Source organism: Acinetobacter sp. 16, from assembly GCF_033439925.1.
GTDB lineage: Bacteria > Pseudomonadota > Gammaproteobacteria > Pseudomonadales > Moraxellaceae > Acinetobacter > Acinetobacter junii.
This window is the reverse complement of record NZ_CP137746.1, coordinates 1,342,370-1,358,214: the sequence shown is the minus strand read 5'-3', so window position 1 is coordinate 1,358,214 and position 15,845 is coordinate 1,342,370. Positions and strand designations below refer to the sequence as shown.

The 15,845-nt window shown below is 37.4% G+C and carries 20 protein-coding genes and 1 pseudogene; 8 read left to right on the top strand and 13 right to left on the bottom strand.

From position 1 onward, the window contains the following. Positions 1–79 precede the first annotated feature (79 nt). Both R2H34_RS06665 and tsaD read right to left on the bottom strand, forming a co-directional pair. The gene (locus R2H34_RS06665) at positions 80–583 is read right to left on the bottom strand and encodes a hypothetical protein (RefSeq protein ID WP_087540220.1); all 504 of its coding nucleotides are present in this window, start codon (positions 581–583) and stop codon (positions 80–82) included. Between the two features lie 158 nt (positions 584–741). Next, a complete protein-coding gene (gene tsaD / locus R2H34_RS06660) occupies positions 742–1,749 on the bottom strand; it encodes a tRNA (adenosine(37)-N6)-threonylcarbamoyltransferase complex transferase subunit TsaD (RefSeq protein WP_004959557.1) in 1,008 nt (335 codons plus the stop codon). A 145-nt stretch (positions 1,750–1,894) separates the two neighbouring features. Between tsaD and rpsU the strand changes: the two genes are divergently transcribed. Together rpsU and R2H34_RS06650 are read left to right on the top strand one after the other, a co-directional pair. Then, entirely contained in the window at positions 1,895–2,110 is a 216-nt protein-coding gene (gene rpsU / locus R2H34_RS06655; protein WP_004652785.1) for a 30S ribosomal protein S21, read from the top strand. Positions 2,111–2,139: 29 nt separating this feature from the next. After that, entirely contained in the window at positions 2,140–2,586 is a 447-nt protein-coding gene (locus R2H34_RS06650; RefSeq protein ID WP_004913195.1) for a GatB/YqeY domain-containing protein, read from the top strand. Positions 2,587–2,652: 66 nt separating this feature from the next. Here the strand turns inward: R2H34_RS06650 and R2H34_RS06645 are convergent, their stop codons facing one another. The 6 genes from R2H34_RS06645 to R2H34_RS06620 form a co-directional block, all read right to left on the bottom strand. Next, positions 2,653–3,012 carry a hypothetical protein gene (locus R2H34_RS06645; RefSeq protein ID WP_005402919.1) on the bottom strand — a complete coding sequence of 120 codons (360 nt, stop codon included), beginning with the start codon at positions 3,010–3,012 and terminating at the stop codon, positions 2,653–2,655. Positions 3,013–3,052: 40 nt separating this feature from the next. Then, positions 3,053–3,418 (bottom strand): GFA family protein, encoded by a 366-nt coding sequence (locus R2H34_RS06640; RefSeq protein ID WP_004959562.1) that lies wholly within the window; start codon positions 3,416–3,418, stop codon positions 3,053–3,055. Between the two features lie 15 nt (positions 3,419–3,433). Beyond that, positions 3,434–4,876 carry a M48 family metalloprotease gene (locus R2H34_RS06635; RefSeq protein WP_004959565.1) on the bottom strand — a complete coding sequence of 481 codons (1,443 nt, stop codon included), beginning with the start codon at positions 4,874–4,876 and terminating at the stop codon, positions 3,434–3,436. 126 nt (positions 4,877–5,002) lie between these two features. Continuing rightward, positions 5,003–5,590 carry a 1-acyl-sn-glycerol-3-phosphate acyltransferase gene (locus R2H34_RS06630; RefSeq protein ID WP_004959568.1) on the bottom strand — a complete coding sequence of 196 codons (588 nt, stop codon included), beginning with the start codon at positions 5,588–5,590 and terminating at the stop codon, positions 5,003–5,005. Between the two features lie 100 nt (positions 5,591–5,690). Next, positions 5,691–6,656 carry a 2-hydroxyacid dehydrogenase gene (locus R2H34_RS06625; protein ID WP_087540218.1) on the bottom strand — a complete coding sequence of 322 codons (966 nt, stop codon included), beginning with the start codon at positions 6,654–6,656 and terminating at the stop codon, positions 5,691–5,693. A gap of 17 nt (positions 6,657–6,673) precedes the next feature. Further along, positions 6,674–7,315 (bottom strand): hypothetical protein, encoded by a 642-nt coding sequence (locus R2H34_RS06620; RefSeq protein ID WP_004913212.1) that lies wholly within the window; start codon positions 7,313–7,315, stop codon positions 6,674–6,676. A gap of 278 nt (positions 7,316–7,593) precedes the next feature. Between R2H34_RS06620 and R2H34_RS06615 the strand changes: the two are divergent. From R2H34_RS06615 to R2H34_RS06605, 3 genes and pseudogenes are all read left to right on the top strand, one after another. After that, positions 7,594–8,694, top strand: a pseudogene (locus R2H34_RS06615) (MBL fold metallo-hydrolase). Between the two features lie 136 nt (positions 8,695–8,830). Next, positions 8,831–9,178, top strand: coding sequence for an ArsR/SmtB family transcription factor (locus R2H34_RS06610; protein ID WP_004959578.1), 348 nt, complete (start codon positions 8,831–8,833; stop codon positions 9,176–9,178). Further along, the gene (locus R2H34_RS06605) at positions 9,168–9,632 is read left to right on the top strand and encodes an SRPBCC family protein (RefSeq protein WP_004959582.1); all 465 of its coding nucleotides are present in this window, start codon (positions 9,168–9,170) and stop codon (positions 9,630–9,632) included. The genes R2H34_RS06610 and R2H34_RS06605 overlap by 11 nt, the downstream gene beginning before the upstream one ends. Before the next feature lie 77 nt (positions 9,633–9,709). On the opposite strand, the gene R2H34_RS06600 is transcribed toward R2H34_RS06605, so the two are convergent. Continuing rightward, complete coding sequence (locus tag R2H34_RS06600) at positions 9,710–11,008, bottom strand: Y-family DNA polymerase (protein ID WP_087540216.1); 1,299 nt, start codon at positions 11,006–11,008, stop codon at positions 9,710–9,712. A 4-nt stretch (positions 11,009–11,012) separates the two neighbouring features. Then, a complete protein-coding gene (locus R2H34_RS06595) occupies positions 11,013–11,624 on the bottom strand; it encodes a LexA family protein (protein ID WP_004953212.1) in 612 nt (203 codons plus the stop codon). Positions 11,625–11,904: 280 nt separating this feature from the next. On the opposite strand from R2H34_RS06595, the gene R2H34_RS06590 reads away from it, so the two are divergent. After that, entirely contained in the window at positions 11,905–12,135 is a 231-nt protein-coding gene (locus R2H34_RS06590) for a hypothetical protein (RefSeq protein ID WP_004913221.1), read from the top strand. Positions 12,136–12,320: 185 nt separating this feature from the next. Here R2H34_RS06590 and R2H34_RS06585 read toward each other — a convergent pair whose 3' ends face one another. The 3 genes from R2H34_RS06585 to R2H34_RS06575 all read right to left on the bottom strand — a co-directional run bounded on the left by R2H34_RS06585 (position 12,321) and on the right by R2H34_RS06575 (position 13,665). Further along, positions 12,321–12,548: a hypothetical protein gene (locus R2H34_RS06585; RefSeq protein ID WP_004913223.1), complete on the bottom strand. Its 228-nt coding sequence runs from the start codon at positions 12,546–12,548 to the stop codon at positions 12,321–12,323. Between the two features lie 222 nt (positions 12,549–12,770). Next, positions 12,771–13,172 carry a hydroxyisourate hydrolase gene (uraH, locus tag R2H34_RS06580; protein WP_004959593.1) on the bottom strand — a complete coding sequence of 134 codons (402 nt, stop codon included), beginning with the start codon at positions 13,170–13,172 and terminating at the stop codon, positions 12,771–12,773. Positions 13,173–13,182: 10 nt separating this feature from the next. Next, on the bottom strand, positions 13,183–13,665 hold the full coding sequence (locus tag R2H34_RS06575) for a GlcG/HbpS family heme-binding protein (RefSeq protein ID WP_004959595.1): 483 nt from the start codon (positions 13,663–13,665) through the stop codon (positions 13,183–13,185). 106 nt (positions 13,666–13,771) lie between these two features. Here R2H34_RS06575 and R2H34_RS06570 point away from each other — a divergent pair, with 106 nt between their 5' ends. Both R2H34_RS06570 and R2H34_RS06565 read left to right on the top strand, forming a co-directional pair. After that, the gene (locus R2H34_RS06570) at positions 13,772–14,443 is read left to right on the top strand and encodes a heavy metal response regulator transcription factor (RefSeq protein WP_318342529.1); all 672 of its coding nucleotides are present in this window, start codon (positions 13,772–13,774) and stop codon (positions 14,441–14,443) included. Further along, on the top strand, positions 14,440–15,834 hold the full coding sequence (locus tag R2H34_RS06565; protein WP_039046940.1) for a heavy metal sensor histidine kinase: 1,395 nt from the start codon (positions 14,440–14,442) through the stop codon (positions 15,832–15,834). Before R2H34_RS06570 ends, R2H34_RS06565 begins: the two co-directional genes overlap by 4 nt. The last annotated feature ends 11 nt before the right edge of the window (positions 15,835–15,845 follow it).

Sequence of the window (15,845 nt, the reverse complement as noted above, 5' to 3'; positions counted from 1 at the left end):
CAATATAAAAATTTAAATCGCAGATGCAGAAAATAAACTTTCTCTGCATCTGTTTTTTCTAATACGTTAGTTACTTAGATCAATATTCTTGCGCTAATTTTTCCAAAGTAAATAACATTTTTTTCACCACACTTCTTTTATGCTGCAACATATTTTTGATATTCGCTGGATTGAAACCAGTTAATTTCGCAATACAACGACTGGTCATATATTCACCAGTTTTCTCAAAATGCTTTTCACTCAAAAGTGTTTTGGCATTCGAGAATCTAACCGCTAGCTTATAGTCGCTTAGTTCAGACCATGCACCTGTTTTATATTCTTGAAAATCAAATTCTTTCTTCTGTTGAGCTGGTTTATCTCGAAGAATATTACTCAAACGATTGATAATGATTTTTTCTTCACTTTGTTCAATTAATTGATAAAGTTCAGTTTCTTCAAATGAACGGCCCAAAGAAAGATCTTTTTTATATTGTTCAATCACTTTCTCTTTTGATGTCTCGTTCTCATCACCTTGTTGAATGAGGCATAGAATCTTATATAAAGATTCTAATCGACCACATGTAAAAATATAAGAAATCTTCAACTTGTACTCCGCTATGAGTTTTAGCTCATCAAAATAAATAATTTATTCGACACTTTAACACGATAGCTGTAGCTCCTGAGCTTCAAGCTACACATTAATCAATGATTTGATCTTTAAATGTCTTAACTTAGAACAGAAGATATTTAACCGACCAAATATCAGGTCGGTTCTAAGTCTGTCATCGGCCATCTAGGTGTAGTTGTGACCGCCAAACCATCTTGTTGCCCTGCTTTTAAACGTTGATAACCAGCAAAGGCAATCATTGCACCATTATCTGTACATAAGGCAGGTTCAGCATAATAAACTTGCGCTTTGATCTTTTTCAAAGAGGTTTCTAATTGCTCACGTAAGCGAACATTCGCACTCACACCTCCAGCAATCACCAATCGTTTCAAACCAGTTTGCTTCAAAGCTTTCACTGATTTTTTAACCAAAGTATCAACGATTGCTTCTTGGAAAGAAGCTGCGATATCTGCATCACGATTTTCTTCACCCAATTTTTTCAACTGAACAGAAACCGCAGTTTTCAAACCACTAAATGAAAAATCCAAGCCTTGATGTAACATCGGGCGAGGAAATTCAAATGCTTGTGAATTACCTTGCAAAGCTAATTTGGCAATATTAGGACCACCTGGGTATGGCAATTTCATCATTTTTGCAACTTTATCAAATGCCTCACCCGCCGCATCATCTATCGACTCGCCAAGTAATTCATATTGACCAATTCCATAAGCTGCCATCAGTTGCGTATGACCACCTGAAACTAGTAAGGCTACAAATGGAAATTCTGGTGGAGTTTCAGAAAGTAAAGGCGCAAGCATATGACCTTCCATGTGGTGTACACCGATGGCTGGTTTGTTAAATGCAAAAGCCAAAGTGCGTCCAAATAATGCACCTGTCATTAACGCTCCCATGAGTCCTGGTCCGCGTGTATATGCAATTGCATCTATTTCTTGTTTTTTGACCCCACTTTGCTCAAGCAACTGATTAATCAAAGGAATCATTTTTCGTACATGATCACGTGATGCAAGTTCAGGAACGACACCACCATATTCAGCATGCAGTTTGATCTGACTATATAGAACCTGTCCACGTAAGCCGAGCTCGCTATCATAGAGTGCTAACCCAGTTTCATCACACGAAGTTTCTAAGCCCAAAACAATCATTAAACTGCCTTTACAACGATCAAAAATAATATCGAAGCTATTATAGACTTGTGATCTGAGTTGTAAATGAGTAAAATACTGACCTTCACTTGCGATCTAGTGCAATCGTGCATTGGGTCTTATCCATAATCTTAGAGGATTTTACATGCCACAAGTTAAGTTGAAAGAAGGCGAACCAGTAGACGTAGCTATCCGTCGTTTCAAACGTTCATGCGAAAAAGCGGGTGTTTTAGCTGACGTTCGTAAGCGCGAATTCTATGAGAAACCAACTCAAGAACGTAAGCGTAAAAAAGCTGCAGCAGTTAAGCGTTATCAAAAGAAATTGACTCGCGAATCTGTACGTACTACTCGCCTTTACTAATTAATTTGTGATTGATTGCTGAAAAGACTATGACCACTTTAAAAGACCAAATTACTGACGTATTAAAAACTTCAATGCGTGCCAAAGATATGGCAACAGTAACGGTCATTCGTGGTCTACAAGCAGCAATTAAGCAAATCGAAGTCGATGAGCGCATTGAGCTTGACGATGCTCAGGTTCTTGCGGTCATTGAAAAACAAATTAAACAACGTAAAGAATCGATCAAGGCCTTTTCTGGCGCTGGTCGAGATGATTTAGCTAGTAAAGAACAAGCCGAAGTTGAGGTTATTTCTCAATTTCTACCAGCAGCTATGACTGAGGAAGAACTTGATTCTATCATTGAGCAAACGATTGCTGCTCAAGAAGCTACTAGCATGAAAGATATGGGTAAGGTGATGAATTCTCTACGTCCGATCATAGCCGGGCGTGCCGATCCTGCACAAGTATCTGCTAAAATCAAAGCAAAATTAAGCTAAGCTGCTTTTATCCCCCTCTCTATATTAATGTAAATGGATTCATTTAAATGAACCCATCTATCTATATCAATTAAAATTACACTGAATATTATATTTTTTCAGCATTTGCATTTCTTTTGATTCTGCAACTTGATTAATCACATCTTGTTTCGTCATCGTTGCATATTGTCCAGTCAAAGATGATCGATTACGCTCAATTGCTTGATATAAATCCTGCACATATTGATTGGTAATACCACAGAATTTTGCCTGCTGTTCAGGACTAAAACGCGAAAGTTGAGGATCTAAACTACGCAGAAAACCACGCATATCCTGCGCATAATTTGCAGTAATCTTCTCTACAGAATTTACATATTGTTCAACAGAACTCGCTGAACTCACCCCGATCATGCTTATTGCAAAAATAAAAATAAAAATCTTTTTCATAAATCTTTTAACTTCTCAGTTATTCCTTACGCAGGACATCTTATCTTAATTCAACAAAATTTGGCTTATGCTCAGTAAAAAATTCTTCCTTTGGTGCAGGAAGTTTGCCCTCTGTAACAGAGCCCAAACGCAAACGAATAATATTGGGTAGATCAGTACGATACGAGTAAATTGGACTTCCACAATTCTGGCAGAACACACGAGCTTTATTGGGAGTATGAAAGTATTCTTTTAATTGATCTTGTCCAGATATGAATTGGAATTGGGTTTGATCAATTGGACTATTCCAGCCTGCGATACTACCTTGAGCTTGTTGACAATGCTGGCAATAACACAAAATGCTCTGTTCGATTTCCCCATCATATTGATATTGAACTGCTCCACATAAACACTGTCCTTTTATCATTATTTTCCTCAATTATTAAATTTTCATTCGGCGATCATCTTGCATTTGTTTTAAACGAGAATCAATTTTTGCTGACATCGCCATATTACCTTTCGCCAAACGTTGGGCATGTAGCATTGATTTTATAGCATTTTCTTCATGACCTGACCAATATTCAGCTTCTGCTCGATAACATAAAACATTAATCGCTTGCAAAGGTGAACTCTTATCTAGATTGGTTGCCTGTTGTAATAGTTGCCACCCCTCCACGTCTCTTTGATTTTTATGTATAAATCGTTGTACTAAGGTTTGGGCTTCAGCTGCTTTACCTTGTCTTATAAGCACTTCCGCTAATTTATAAGATAAAGCACGATTTTCAGGCATAGTGCGTTGGATTGAATTGATACTGTTATAAGCCAGATCAATTTTATTTTGACCTAGATAAATATCCGTTTGGATCAATGGAATAAGTACGTGATTTTTTAATTTTAATTTGACTTGATCAAGGCTGGTCTGGGCCTGTGCGTAATCGCCTCGCTCTAAATAAAACTTACTGATCGCAAGTAATCCCGCAACATTCTTTTGATTAGCCAAAGCTTGAAGTTGATTTTCTGTCGCCTGATTTGATACGACATAGGTGTACCATTTCATGATATCAAAATCGAGATCATAAATTTTTGGTTTCACTCGAGGTAACTGGTTTGCACGTAATCGCGCCTCACTCATACGTTCCGTGGTTAATGGGTGGGTAAACCAGAAATCTGGTAGGAAACTGACTCGGCTAGTAGCACGATGCATCGTTTCGAAATAGTCAGCCATACTTTGTGGATTGTAACCAGAGGAATACATGAATTGCATACCGATACGATCCGCTTCACGCTCTTGATTACGACTATAACTCAATTGCTTATCCATTAAGGCAGCTTGAGTACCTAGCATTACAGCGGAGCCAACATCACCATCAGCTTGTGAAGCAATCGCAGCTCCTACGAGGATACCTGCTAAAGCAAGCAATCCTTGCCCTTTGAAGGCTTCTTGGGATCGGCTGTAGTGACGTTGCGAAACGTGTGCTATCTCGTGAGCCATAACGCCAGCAATCTCATCGATATTTTTCGCAGAAGTGATTAAACCCGTGTTTAATGCAAAGAGACCACCAGGAACTGCAAAAGCATTAATTTGGGGGTCTTTAATCACCACTAGACCAATCGGCTGCCCAAGCTGAGTTTGGCTGAGAATACCTGAAAACACTTGAAGAAACTGATCTTCCAACCATGCATCTTGTACAGTTGGCATTTGACGACGCACTTCACGATAGACTTTCTCTCCGATCAATTTTTCTTTTTGCTGATCAAGCAACCCAACACCACTACCGATATCAGGTATTTCAGTTTGACCTGAAATTTGCGGAGGTAAAAAGACCTGTGTATGACTAAGTTGAGTCGTGGCAAATAAGCCACATGCGAGCAGCAACGGTCTCAAGTGGTTTCTCTATGATTCTACTGGAAAAATTTAATATACCATTTGATTTAGGAGAAATTTGCAACGAAGTGTTATAAAAGACAGGAAAATCCTGTCTTACTTTATGATTTTTGAAATTCTAAAGAATTACTGGTCAGGCGAATAACGTTGATCAATACTGAATTTCTCTGGAAATTTAGCATTAATTTCTGCATAAAAAGCCATAATCTCGGTCATATCTTTTTGATAATCACCTGATGGATAAACAATTTTACCAATACCTGTTTTCTTTTTTGCATAATCCATATATGCCAATGCAATAGGTACACCTGCATTTACAGCAACATGATAAAAACCTGTTTTCCATTGTTCTTGTTTCGCACGTGTTCCTTCTGGTGTTACAAGCATCACAAGTTTAGGATGTGTTTTAAATAGATCACTCATCAACTGAACCATGCTTGGTCTTTCCTGACCTTCTTGCTTAGCACTGCGATCTATTCCTATTCCGCCCATCGCACGCACAAAAGGGCCAAATGGAAATTTCATATAGCTGTCTTTGATCGTCAAACGAACATTTACACCTAAAGCTTTCAATGCTAATCGTGCATATAGTGCATCCCAATTACTGGTATGTGGCGCTGCGATCATGACACATTGGTCAATATCCAAGTCCCAGTGATTATCAATTTCCCACCCCATCAAACCCAAAGTTTGTTCAGCTAATTTCTCGAACACAACAACCCCAAACGCAATTTCAAAGGGCGCAAGTGTACCAATAATAGCCAGTTTAAAATGCTAGACTAGATGAATAATTCAGCAATCAACATGTAAGAATTTATTCAAACTTAGGATTGACTAGATAACGAGGTTGTCGATCCTCAAGTGCATCAATAAGATTTTGATAAGCAAGATGAACCATTTTTTTGCGTGTTTCGAGAGTTGCTGAACCAATATGAGGGGCAGTCACCACATTTGGTAGTTGGAATAATGGTGATTCTTGCAAAGGTTCTTTTGCATACACATCTAAGCCTGCTGCAAAAATTTTGTTTTGTTGCAATGCATCGATCAATGCTGACTCATCCACTACAGAACCACGTGAAATATTGACGAACACAGCATGTTTTTGCATTAAATCAAATTGAGCTGAACCAATTAAAGCTTTAGATTCTTGATTTAAATCTACAGCCACCACGATGAAATCAGACTGTTGTAACAGTCGATCTAAATCACAATATTGAGCATTATATGCTTCTGCAACTTCTATTTTTTCACGGCGATTATGATACAAAATATTCATGTTAAAGCCATGAAAACCTCGTCGAGCAATTGCTGCGCCGATATGCCCTAACCCGATAATCCCTAAAGTTTTACCGAAAACATCCATACCGAACTGTTCAGTTGATACTGTACGCTTCCATTGTCCCTGCTTTGTCCACGCATCTAATTGAGGGATTTTTCTTGCTGCGCTCAGCAGTAAACTAAATGCTAAATCAGCAGTCGTCTCGGTTAATACATGAGGTGTATTAGCAAGCCAGATTTTTCTTTGATTTAAATAATTAATATCGTAATTATCATAACCAACTGAAACTGTTGAAATAATTTTTAGTTTTTGTGCTGTCACTAAATTAGTTTCGTTGAGTAAACGACCTGCTCCTATCATCGCGTCAGCATCAGCAACTTCTGTTCGGATCTGCTCATTAATATCACCCATTTTGGGATTCAGCACGACCACTTGATAATCTTGCTGTAACTTGAGTAATACATCCTGATCGATTTGGCTGAATACAACGACTTTCTTCATGATAAGAGTTCCGAACCTTATTGCATAAGTTGCCACAACCGTTTTTTAAGTAGAGGTTGTGTAATCATTTCTTCTAAACTGGCTAAATGTAAAATATTAGAATGTTGAATAAATTCAAGTTTTCCTAAACATAATATTTTCTTGTTATTTGAAGTCGCATCTAAAAATCCTTGAATATAGGATGGTAAACCACGACTGTCCTGAAATTCAGCTAAAGGAAATGGCCACTTTAGCTCAGCATAGTAGCCAAGTTTAGCTTTTTGAATATTTTGCCAAAGTTGCTGTTGTTCAGCATTTAATTGACTGCTCTCAACCAAAATTGAACAGTTCTCTAAGACATACATTTGTAATTCAAATGACTGTACAGAACCTTCAACAACTATCTGCGGTTTAGCTGTCGTTGCCTCTCGAAGAATTGGTTTAGGCGTAATTTCTTGTGGTTGTGATTGAACTTCAACAATTGGTTCTGAGATGATTGGTTCTAAGTCATGCGCTTCAACAAGATCTGATGCGAAGGAAATTTCTTCAATAGGTGTATTATTTTCAACAACCTGATCTCGCCATAGATGTGCAGCAGTATTTTTTTCACACACAACATCTTTAGGAATCCAAATATCAATTCCTATCGCTGCTAGTATGTTTCTTTGCTGCCCAATCATTTGACTACTCTTTCTACCACGTTAGATCATCACAATACTTGTAATGCTGCATAGTCTACCATAAACGGCTTCCCCCTTTATGGCTTCGTTTTATCCAATCACCCTTCTCTGATCAAGACATCTTTCAAGATTTGAAATCTATTTTCACTTAGTTAAAGACACAAATTTCTTAGGTCCTTCCATTTATCGACTAATCCCAACTTTTTCATCATTTTGTCGCTTTCTCTTTTTATTACTAGTCTGGACCGAATGCTCAAATGAAAAGGTGGACTGAATCTATGCTAATCCTTTTTGCTATCGTTGTTTTGCTCTTGCTTGGCATAAGTATTTTATATACACAACATCCCTTATTTGGAAAAATCCCTACTGGTGAACGACTCAAACGTATCGAAAACTCTCCTAACTATCGTCAGGGTCAATTTAGAAATCGACTAGATAAACCTGATATGGCTGACTGCTCCCACACCTTTATTGAACTGTATAGAACATTTATTAAAACTATTCCTCATCGTAGACCCAAAGACATTATTCCCTCTATCAAAACCAATTTACGTACACTCGATCCCAAACAAGATGTCATGATTTGGTTTGGGCATTCTTCTGTTTTTATCTAACTGAATGGCAAAACCTTTTTAATTGACCCAGTGATGAGTGGCAAAGTTTCCCCTCTGCCTTGGGGAACACGTGCTTATCGAGGTACAGATATTTATACAGTCGAGGAATTACCCGAAATTGACTATTTATTGATCTCACATGACCATTATGATTATCTGGATTATAAAACCATTTTGCAACTAAAGCACAAAGTCAAATATGTCATTACTGGTCTCGGTGTCGGAGAACACTTCGAGTACTGGGGCTATTCAAAAGAACAATTGATCGAACGAGACTGGGGTGACAAAATTGAATTTGAAGGTGATATTACGATCATCACCGAAACAACTCATCATGATTCACGGCGTGCCTTTAAAGGCGGTAAAAATCTCTGGGTATCCTTCATCATACAATCACTGAATAGAAAGATTTTTTATACAGGTGATGGAGGCTATGACAAACATTTTGTGGAGATTGGTAAAAAGTACGGACCTTTTGATTGGGCATTGATGGAAAATGGTCAATACGATGCTGCTTGGCGCTCCGTACATTGTCATCCAGATGAAGTTGCACAAGCGACAGAAGAACTCCAAGCACGTAACATGCTACCTGTGCATCATTCTAAGTTTAGCCTCGCAAAACACCCTTGGAATGAGCCAATTAATCGTATTGTAAGATATTCAAAACAAAGAAATTATCGACTTGCCACCCCCATGATCGGTGAATTGGTTGAACTCGATAATGAACAACAAAGTTTCAAGCAATGGTGGGCAAATATACGTTGAGCGATTCGATTAAAGAATCAGATAGAGTTTCTGATTCTTTATTCAGCTCTTAAATTTTTAAGATTAAATCTAAAACTTAGCCATTTAGATAAGTTTTACTTGACTTGTTGTTTTTTTAACCATAATACTTACCCATATGGCTAAGTATGATTTTCAACTCGATCTGTTATTTAATGCTTTAAGTGATCCTACACGCAGAGCAATACTCACTCGTCTTGCAACAGGTGAAGCAACAACCACCTCACTTGCAGAAGAGCATACGATGGCTTTGCCCTCTTTTCTTAAACATTTAAAAAAATTGGAAGAAGCGGGACTGATCACAACAACAAAAAATGGCAGAGTGAGAACCTATGCTCTTCGCCCCCATGCGTTTAGCCCTTTAAAACACTGGTTGCAAGAACAACAAGCCATATGGGAAACACGCTTAAATCAATTAGATAACTATGCATTAAATTTACAAAGGAAAAGAAAAAATGAATCTTGATCCCCAAACAGATTTAAAACTAGAACGAACTGTAGCTGTTCCACGTGAGTTACTTTGGGAATGCTGGACAACTCCAGAGCATATAAAACACTTTTTTATTCCTAAACCTCACTCCATCGTGTCCTGTGAAATAGACTTGAAAGTAGGTGGAAAATTCAACACCTTGTTTGATGTTGATGGCAATCAGATTCCCAATAATGGTGTTTTTCTAGAAGTCGTTGATGGCGAAAAATTAGTATTTACTGATGCTTATACTGAAGAATGGAAACCCAGTGAAAATCCATTTATGACAGCAATTATCCTATTTGAAGATCTCGGAAATGGATCAACGAAATACACAGCTATTGCACGCCATCGTACTCCTGAAGCACGACAACAACATGAAGATATGGGTTTCTTTAGTGGTTGGGGAACGGTTGTTGATCAACTTGAAGCCTACGCTAAAACGTTATAAATAAATATTTTAGGTAAAAAAAGACAGGTTTAGCCTGTCTTTTTTATATATTAACATTTATATATTGCTCAAAAAATCTAGCTAACTCTGAGCACTTCATTCCATTTTGTTAAATAGCTAGGAGATTTGAAGCTCTGAGACATCGCCCAAGCTCGTCCATTTGGCGTAATCAAACGCCCAAGCGTCATTTTATCTTTACCAAATTTTTCATTGATATGATCAAATGTCATCGATAAACTTTTACGTGCCAGCATTTCATCCGTATCATGAAATAAATCAACAGCATGACTATGTTGTGGAATGATATCTAACAAAATGACTTCTGCTTTTTTATAACGGTAACCTTTTTGATAAATTCGGTCTAATCCTATTTGCACAGCCTTCAAAATCTCTAAACGATCATCACTATAATCAGCCAAATACACCACTGTAAATGGACGATAATTCTCTGCTTTATTAAAACGATTTGTACGGATACTAACACCGATCGCCTTACATAGAAGTTTTTGCTTCCGTAACCGTTCAACTGCTCTTAAGGTAAATTCAGTCAATGCTTCGCTTAGGCTATTTTTATCTTGAATTAATTGCCCAAAAGAACGACTACTTAATACCTGTCGTCGATCAGCCAACACGTCTTCAATTTCTAAACAGGCGATGCCACGCAACTCTTTAACTGTATTTTCCAAAACAACAGAGAAATGTTTTCCAATCATTTTCGGATCTGCTTCAACCAAATCCATAACTGAATGAATACCCATCACTTCTAAACGTTGGCGAATCTTACGACCTACGCCCCACACCTCACCTACTGCGGTATGACTCAATAAATCCTCGATCACACAAGGATCTTCATCAACCATATTACAGATACTGTTAAAACATCGATGGGTTTTTGCTAAATGATTTGCAATTTTTGCCTGTGTTTTGGAATATCCAATGCCTATACAACAAGGTAATCCTAACCAGTTTTTTATGGTTGTTAGGATAGTTTGAGCATATTCTGTTAAATCAAAATGATGCTGATATGCTGTTAACTCAAGGAAACACTCATCAATCGAGTAAATTTCTTGTTCACATGGAGCAACGAAACTGCCCAAAATATTCATAAATCGCCGTGACATTTCTGCATACAACGCATAATTACTTGAGAAAACGGCAACCTGATACTTTCGAATAATATCTTCGATCTGGAAAAAGGGAACCGCCATCTTGATACCCAATTGTTTTGCTTCATGCGAACGCGATACCACACAGCCATCATTATTTGAAAGTACCACAACGGGATGCTTTTCTAGCTTCGGATTGAATACCCGCTCGCAACTCACATAACAATTATTCACATCAATCAAGGCAAAAATACGTTGTGGCAGTGGCATTGGATCACCTCATCGGCTTTAAGTTATAGGTCACGACGCCCCAAATCACCAACTCCTGTCCTTCTTGTATATAAATATTTTGATAATCAGGGTTTTCAGCTTTTAACCAAACTTTGGGTGGACTGAAATGATGATCAATCATCAAACGCTTTACCGTAAAGTCATTATCAATCAGTGCAATGACGATATCACCAGACTTTGCAGGGATACTTCGATCAACCACTAAGGGATCATCAATATCAATGCCAGCATCCAACATGGACAAGGAATTTGCTTTTACGATAAATGTCGAGTTTTCATTTCTAATTAAAAACTCATTTAAATCCAAAGCTTGCTCAACATGGTCTTGTGCAGGCGATGGAAAACCTGCTGCAACACGTTCCGTCGCCAAAGGAATATGGTAAATTCGATCATTCTTTGCTTGAACACTCTGAACTTTCAAAGAAGTGCTGAGATCGGTATTAATACCTGTCTTGGCATTATTCAATAACCAGTTTTTAATGAAATCAACTTGTGATTCAGGAACACGTATTACTTTGGTGGGTTCGCTAAATTGAGCTTTACGACCAGCGTTGGTTCGAGCCCCACCATGTTCAAACTCAGTTTTTTTGGACATAACTCACCCCTCCCTTGTTTTCATCGCCTTTATTTAATCTAACTTGAAAAAGTTACAAATTCAAGTTGACGAAAAATTAATTTTGCATAAGAATAAATTTCATAGATCAGATTTTGGCTTGTTTAAGTTAACAAGGATGTCAAACAAACTAACTTTCGATAATTAAATCATATATTTAGGCAACTTACGCTTTGATAGTATTTGATTTAACAGATTGATTATTTTGATCTTTTCAGCAGTTAGGTTTTATTCAAGATTTTTTGATGTGGAGACATGAAAAATGAACAATCAACGTGATGCTATTCTTGGCTATGCTGACGAAAAACACGCTTATTTTATTCGTCTCATTGAGAACAATACCGTTTTGGGTAGTTGTTATGGATTATTCTGTGACAGCCCCAATAGTGAGGCGGCTGAAAGTATTATGACAACTTTATTTTTAAAGAAATCTTTTTGGCTCAATGGTTCTGAATTTCAAGATATTATTCAAGGACTAAATCCAATTCAGTAAAATCATTGATGCAAATTAACTCAGATACGAAACAAGTTTCCGTTCGTGTAAATTTATACAGTACAAGCAACACATTCAGATATTAAGCAAATAATTCATATAAAAGACTCATGATCAATAAAAGATATTTCAGTAAAAAACCACTTAAACCTTGATTTAAGTGGTTTCTTTTATTTCATCAAGATTTATATAAAGCGTTTGTCATTTACTGGAGCAACAAGTTTATAAATTTTTCCATCTGCCTCATTTTCAAAGAGCAAATCGATATTTGGATGAATAATTTCACCATCAACCTCAATATGTTCCACTCGCTTAAAAAAAGGAATGTCTTTATCTTCAAGGTCATTAAGCTGAGCAATTACAATTGATTCATTTTCTTCTTGGTCTTTTACGACCACTGTCACCTTATTCATAGTATTCCTCATTTAATAATAATTCCTGATTAGACTATGCCCTATAGATCAAAGTCTGTCTAACAACGGGTTGTAAGAAATATTATAAGTATTAACAGACTGTTAATTTTTCATCTAAGTTATTGAAATAAAAAATATAGGTTTACAATTATGTGTAACACAGAAAACGTAGTGCAAGAAAACTGATTAAACAAAAGGCTGCCGAAGCAGCCAATATTTGTACTAATTTCCACGATAAGTTGAATAACCATAAGGGCTGAGTAATAAAGGAATATGATAATGTTTCACGGTTCCATCCACTTTAAAAATCACAGGAACTTCTGGAAAAAAGGTCTGTTGCTTTTGTTGATTGAACCAAGCCTCAGTTTTAAAGGTCACTTTGTAAATCCCTTTTTCCAAGGCTTTGTTCTCAGGATATAGCGCAGTAATTCGCCCATTTTCACCCGTAAGTTTCTGATTCAACTTAATCCACTGATCACCAGAGCTTTTTTCAAGAACAACTTCAACATTTGCTGAAGGTAAACCATTTTCCAAATTTAGAACATGGACACTCAATGGGTTCTGTTCAGCAAATGCCGCTGAACTGAATAAGATAAGCGAATAAGGTAAGATTTTCTTTAACATCACAAACTCCTCACAGATTTTTCAATATTTGGATGGCTGATGTAGCACAGTAATCATCGTTTTTAGCACCGCCTGCTCCAGCAACACCAAGCGCTCCGACCACTTGATTTTGGTATCGAATAGGTAATCCACCACCCAATAACAGCAGCTTAGAAACGGTGGTCAAATTTTTTGCATCAGGATTGCTATTTGCTGTTTGACTCAAAGCCAAGGTCGCTGTTTTCGTTGATAATGCTGTAAATGCTTTTTGCTCTGCAGCATCTAAATTGTGTGGACCCACCGACTCATGGCGGTGTGCATAAAGCGTATTACCACCTTGATCAACGACTGCGACTGCAATATTTTGCTGAATGTTTTTGCATACACGCTCAGCTTCACAGGCTATTACTTTGGCTGTTTGAAGATCTAATGAATAAACTTGCTTCAACTCCACAGAGTGTGCAACAGTGCTACTGAACAGTAACGTTAAACCAAGAATTTTAAGCTTATTCATATTGATTCCTGCCTGATATGCTTTGAAAATCTTAAACAAATCCATTCCGCCACAGCATGACAATCACATTACAAAATTGTCATGTTCACAAAGAGTCTGAACAAAAATGTGTATTCTGATTATCGAAGATGAAACGAAGATCGCGTCTTATTTAGTAAAAGGCTTGATTGAGTCAGGCTATACAGCGGAGTGCGTCCATTCAGGACTAGAAGGTTTGGAAAGATTAAAAATGAAATCCTATTCTTTGGTGATTTTAGATGTAATGTTGCCTGATCTTGATGGCTGGGATGTATTGAAAATACTTCGCCAATTTTCTAAGATTCCCGTGATCTTTTTAACTGCAAAGGATCAGATTTTAGATCGTGTCAAAGGCTTAGAACTGGGTGCAGATGATTATTTAGCAAAACCATTTTCCTATATTGAATTACTTGCTCGGATCAAAAGTCTTTTAAGACGCCAACAATATAATCAAGAAAATGAGCTCTCGATTGCGTCATTAAAGATGGATTTAACACAACACAAAGTTTGGCGAGAAGATATATTAATCGACCTTAGTAAGAAGGAATTTAACCTACTTCGATTTATGCTTCTGTATCAAAATGAAATTATTACGCGCCGCCAAATTGCATCAGAAGTTTGGAATATTAACTTTGATACAGATACTAACTTTATCGATGTTGCTGTACGTCGCTTACGCAGCAAAATTGATGATGGACATGATTTAAAGTTAATTCATACGATTCGGGGCTTAGGTTATAAGCTATCGGTTCAAGCATGATGAATCATATCTTTCGCTCATTAGAATTGAGACTCACCCTACTGGTAACTTTTTGCAGCGCTCTCGTTTTATGCGTAGTGGCAATGATTAGTTATGTTGGGATTAATCAAATTTTAATTATCCAACAAGATCGTGCTCTGACGAACCGAATTGAACGACTCGAAATACTTCTACAAGATAGTGAAAATATAAATCAAATTGTTGCTCGTCCTAAGCTCTATCAAAATATGTTAGGCAACCAAGATAACTTGTTTATTTTAATGGATCATAATCAACGTCTAATTGATATTAATCCCTTAAATATTCCCCTTCCCAAATTGGCAACCTCAAGCAGCATCCAATTTACAGATTTGACTCAGACCGAACACCCAACACGCTTGTCATGGAAAACGATCAACATTCATCAAAAGCCTTATGTACTCATTGCGGGCAAGCAATGGTCTGAACGTCTCAATATTCTTGAGCCATTCCGTAACGATTTATTGGTTTCAGTGAGCATCGGGGTTGTACTGATTTTTATATTATCTGCTCTGGCTAGCCATTTTGGACTCAGTACATTAAGAAAACTGCAACAACAAACTCAGGCAATCAATGTCCATCAATTGCAGCAACGAATTCAGCTTGATCAAGCTCCATCAGAAATTGAACAACTGACAGCAGACATCAATACCATGCTGAATCGAATTGAAATCGGATACCAGCAACTCAACCGATTCTCAGAAGACATTGCACATGAATTTCGTACCCCACTCAACAACCTGATTGGACAAACGGAAATCATGCTCATGGGTGAGCGTACAGATGAGCAATTTAAAGAACTGCTGTATTCAAATTTAGAAGATTACCAACGCCTAAAACGTATGATTGATAGCATGCTGTTTCTTGCACGTGCGGATCGTCAGATGGTGATGTTAAATAAACAATGGGTCGATTTACCCAACTTGGTTGAGACGATTTGTGACATTTTTGAGCATCAAGCCGAAGAACAAGCTTGCCAGTTTATTTTGCAGTTAGAACAAACCCAAATATTGGCTGATCCAGAATTACTGCAACGAGCACTTTATAATTTAATTTCGAATGCACTGACACATGGTGGTTTGCAACGTCAGATCTATATTGGCAGTCGAAACAACAAAAAAAATGAACCAAGCTCCACGACTAGTTTATATGTGATCACCAGTGATACGAGCATTGCAAACGAGCATCTTGATTCTCTGTTTGAACGCTTTTATCAATGTATTTCTAGCCGCCATCAAAGCAGCCAAACTGGAGGTCTTGGTTTATCCATCGTTGCCTCAATTATGACCCTTCATCAAGGTGAATATTTGGCTTACAACACTCCAGATGGTATTTGCTTTGAACTCATTTTTCCGAATGATTGCGATAAATAAGCTTTAAAGGT

Excerpts from the sequence above, each read along its gene's own strand:
- tsaD (WP_004959557.1), bottom strand. The coding sequence starts at position 1,749 with ATGATTGTTTTGGGCTTAGAAACTTCGTGTGATGAAACTGGGTTAGCA.
- rpsU (WP_004652785.1), top strand. The coding sequence starts at position 1,895 with ATGCCACAAGTTAAGTTGAAAGAAGGCGAACCAGTAGACGTAGCTATC.
- R2H34_RS06650 (WP_004913195.1), top strand. The coding sequence starts at position 2,140 with ATGACCACTTTAAAAGACCAAATTACTGACGTATTAAAAACTTCAATG.
- R2H34_RS06645 (WP_005402919.1), bottom strand. The coding sequence starts at position 3,012 with ATGAAAAAGATTTTTATTTTTATTTTTGCAATAAGCATGATCGGGGTG.
- R2H34_RS06640 (WP_004959562.1), bottom strand. The coding sequence starts at position 3,418 with ATGATAAAAGGACAGTGTTTATGTGGAGCAGTTCAATATCAATATGAT.
- R2H34_RS06625 (WP_087540218.1), bottom strand. The coding sequence starts at position 6,656 with ATGAAGAAAGTCGTTGTATTCAGCCAAATCGATCAGGATGTATTACTC.
- R2H34_RS06620 (WP_004913212.1), bottom strand. The coding sequence starts at position 7,315 with ATGATTGGGCAGCAAAGAAACATACTAGCAGCGATAGGAATTGATATT.
- R2H34_RS06610 (WP_004959578.1), top strand. The coding sequence starts at position 8,831 with ATGGCTAAGTATGATTTTCAACTCGATCTGTTATTTAATGCTTTAAGT.
- R2H34_RS06605 (WP_004959582.1), top strand. The coding sequence starts at position 9,168 with ATGAATCTTGATCCCCAAACAGATTTAAAACTAGAACGAACTGTAGCT.
- R2H34_RS06600 (WP_087540216.1), bottom strand. The coding sequence starts at position 11,008 with ATGCCACTGCCACAACGTATTTTTGCCTTGATTGATGTGAATAATTGT.
- R2H34_RS06595 (WP_004953212.1), bottom strand. The coding sequence starts at position 11,624 with ATGTCCAAAAAAACTGAGTTTGAACATGGTGGGGCTCGAACCAACGCT.
- R2H34_RS06590 (WP_004913221.1), top strand. The coding sequence starts at position 11,905 with ATGAACAATCAACGTGATGCTATTCTTGGCTATGCTGACGAAAAACAC.
- R2H34_RS06585 (WP_004913223.1), bottom strand. The coding sequence starts at position 12,548 with ATGAATAAGGTGACAGTGGTCGTAAAAGACCAAGAAGAAAATGAATCA.
- uraH (WP_004959593.1), bottom strand. The coding sequence starts at position 13,172 with ATGTTAAAGAAAATCTTACCTTATTCGCTTATCTTATTCAGTTCAGCG.
- R2H34_RS06575 (WP_004959595.1), bottom strand. The coding sequence starts at position 13,665 with ATGAATAAGCTTAAAATTCTTGGTTTAACGTTACTGTTCAGTAGCACT.
- R2H34_RS06570 (WP_318342529.1), top strand. The coding sequence starts at position 13,772 with ATGTGTATTCTGATTATCGAAGATGAAACGAAGATCGCGTCTTATTTA.
- R2H34_RS06565 (WP_039046940.1), top strand. The coding sequence starts at position 14,440 with ATGATGAATCATATCTTTCGCTCATTAGAATTGAGACTCACCCTACTG.